Genomic DNA, 2,781 nt, shown 5'->3' with positions numbered 1-2,781 from the left:
ACGTCCAAATTTGCTCCTGGCAAATTTGTGCCGGACAAATCGGCAGGATGGCCGATTTGCACGCGAAGCGCCCGTAGGGTGCCGCACAGGGACTGTGCGGCATGAATCCAGTGCACAAGGAAGTGATCGGCCTCTGCCGTCCATGGCTTTTGGACCCCGGCATTCCAATCGCAAACGGTGTCTTCGGGAGCACCGAAGCCACCCTTCCCTGCCGGGGTGACGTCATTCGTCTTAACTTAACGGCATTGGGGCTCAGCCGCCGGTAGCGTTCATGTGGCGGAAGATCACGGGCTGTGCCTTGATGTCGAAATAATGCCGTTCGGGCTTGATCGCCATCGAATCGACGATCGCATGTTTCAGCTTGTGCATATCGCCGGGATTGGCTCGCAAGACCCGTTTCAGATCTATCGAGTGTTCGTTGCCCAGACAGAGCAGCAACCGGCCTTCGGCCGTCACTCTCACGCGGTTGCAGGTTCCGCAGAAATTGTGGCTGTGCGGGGATATGAACCCCACACGTGTGTGGGTGCCGGACACGCGGTAATAACGGGAAGGTCCGCCTGTGGTTTCCGGCGTGGGCAGCAGGACAAAACGCCGGTCGAGATCCCGCTTGATGTCGTCGCTGGAATAATACTCCTCGGCACGGTCGTGCCCATCGACCGCGCCCAGCGGCATCTCTTCGATGAAGCTGATGTCGATGTTCTTGGCGATCGCATAGTCGACCAGATCGCTCACCTCGTCATGGTTGCGATTCTTGAGCACGACGGCATTGATTTTGAGTCGTTCGAAACCGGCATCCAGCGCGGCGTCGATCCCGCGGAGCACCTGATCCAAGTCCCCTATCCGGGTCATCTTCCGGAACCGGTCGCCATCCAGCGAATCGAGACTGACATTGATGCGCTTTACTCCGGCGGACTTCAGCAGCAATGCGGTTTTTTCCAGCTGCGATCCGTTGGTCGTCAAAACCAGCTCTCTCAAGCCCCGCAGCTTGCCGATTTCTTGCAATAGATCGACCGCGCCCTTGCGCACCAGGGGCTCTCCGCCCGTGATGCGTATCTTTTCGACGCCGAGTTCCACGAACGCCGTGGCGACGGCCAGGATTTCCTCGAGCGTCAAGATCTGAGCGCGGGGCAAAAAAGCCATGTCCTCGCTCATGCAATAAATGCAGCGAAAGTCGCAGCGGTCGGTGATGGAAATGCGAACGTAACTGATACGCCGCCCGAAGCGGTCTATCAATTGCGCGGGTAAAGCCGCCATAGTCTAGTCATTCCGATCGGGTAGGTTCGAAAGCTTAAATCACGATTTTCCCACGAAGGCGGCCCAATAGCCAAGCAAATCACTCAGGATTTCATCTCCATCTTCTTCCGTTCATAAAGTCCCGGTTAAGAAACCTCCAGCGCCTTTCGAACGTCCGTCGCCCAGCGGATCGATTCCACGTAAGCGCTCGCCGGTACGCCCTGTTCAAACTTGCAACCCTGAATTTCACCGGGCTCGGCGCGCTCGAATGCAATCGCGGCGCGGAGCACATCGCCGATCGGGCCGCTACCATGCAGCAGCGCCTCATCGATGCGGTCATCGAGGTTCAAGTGTCGCAGAATGTCCTCCTTGGGAACGTCCATGACGGCGTCCAGCAGGGAAAATAACCCGGTTATGTAATAAAGCTCGGTATTTGGCCGTTTCATTCGTTCGGCCAGCAGCTCGCAGGTTCGCGCCCGTACCAGTGCCGTGGTCAGCAACTCGCGCGGGCGGTAATCGACGGAATTGACCAGAATGACCGACGCCCAGTTTTTGATCCGCTGTACGCCGAAGAAAATCACGGCCCGGCGGATCGAGTCGATCCGCTTCGTCACACCGAAAAATGCGGCATTGACTAATCGGAGCAGCTTATAACTCAGGGTCATATCGCGCGTGATGATCGCCTCGGCCTCGGCGACGTCGACCTTTGGACTTTGGAGCCGCGCAAGCAGTTCGAGCACGGCCAGGCGGTTTCCCGGTATATCGCAACTGCGCAAATGTCGGGGCCGCTCGAAAAACATGCCTTCGTAATAATCGAAACCCAGCTTGCGGAAACGATCGTATTCGTCCGGCGTTTCTATGTCTCTCACCAGAAGATGCAGATTTTGGTCGTGGCGGGCCGTCCAACTGATCTTAAAACCGTTCAGCTTTCTGGCATCCAGGGAGCAGATCGATACGAAGTCGGCCTCGCGCCTAAGTTCGACCAAATCGCAGGACGGATTATGAAGCGCGATGGTAAAACCCTCGTCGGCCAGGCGGGATACGGTTTCCTCCGCCGCACTATCATTCAAGACGTCTCCCGATACCGCCAGAACCACCTGGGACTTCGGCCAGGCCAATCCTTCGCATACGGTTAAAGAAGTGGACGGCACCCGGAGCATCGCTCGGCTATCGCCGACCAAATCTCTCAAATCCAGCGCCTGGCCGGCCTGCCGCACCGCTTCGGTCCACCGATCTTCGCTGTCTTTGGTCCCTACGCTCAGAGCTTCACCGCTGCAAAAGCTAAGCTCGTAGCCGTATACATCGAGAGTGTGCGTGTATATGGGCACACGGCCGATCAACCCATCGAACATACTGTCTCCCCCACCGTATTTCGTCCAAAATGAAACCAAGCAAGAGGCTAGCACAAGAAACTTTCATGCGCTCGACGTGTTGTCGCCGCGTGGAATGACGACCAAAATCGGCCGACTACCGGTCGTTTAGCCTGCTCCGGAATAATTTATTAATCAGGCCCGTAAATACCCTCCTGGTATTTCGGGCCGCCGCCCA

2 protein-coding genes are annotated in these 2,781 nt (G+C 57.0%); both read right to left on the bottom strand.

Annotated elements, in window-relative coordinates; translation table 11 throughout:
* Positions 1-252 precede the first annotated feature (252 nt).
* Positions 253-1,254, bottom strand: a complete 1,002-nt coding sequence (gene moaA, locus ABJK70_RS23185) for a GTP 3',8-cyclase MoaA (RefSeq protein ID WP_077731221.1) — start codon at positions 1,252-1,254, stop codon at positions 253-255.
* Between the two features lie 125 nt (positions 1,255-1,379).
* Complete coding sequence (locus tag ABJK70_RS23180) at positions 1,380-2,585, bottom strand: HDOD domain-containing protein (RefSeq protein WP_077731222.1); 1,206 nt, start codon at positions 2,583-2,585, stop codon at positions 1,380-1,382.
* Positions 2,586-2,781: the final 196 nt, after the last annotated feature.

It is taken from the genome of Methylocaldum sp., from assembly GCF_039794385.1.
In the GTDB taxonomy this organism is placed as follows: Bacteria; Pseudomonadota; Gammaproteobacteria; order Methylococcales; family Methylococcaceae; genus Methylocaldum.
Note: the sequence above shows the minus strand (reverse complement) of the source record. Positions and strands in the feature narration are given on the sequence as shown.

Bases quoted from the DNA above. Each gene is read 5' to 3' on its own strand.
- moaA (WP_077731221.1), bottom strand. From the start codon at position 1,254: ATGGCGGCTTTACCCGCGCAATTGATAGACCGCTTCGGGCGGCGTATC.
- ABJK70_RS23180 (WP_077731222.1), bottom strand. From the start codon at position 2,585: ATGTTCGATGGGTTGATCGGCCGTGTGCCCATATACACGCACACTCTC.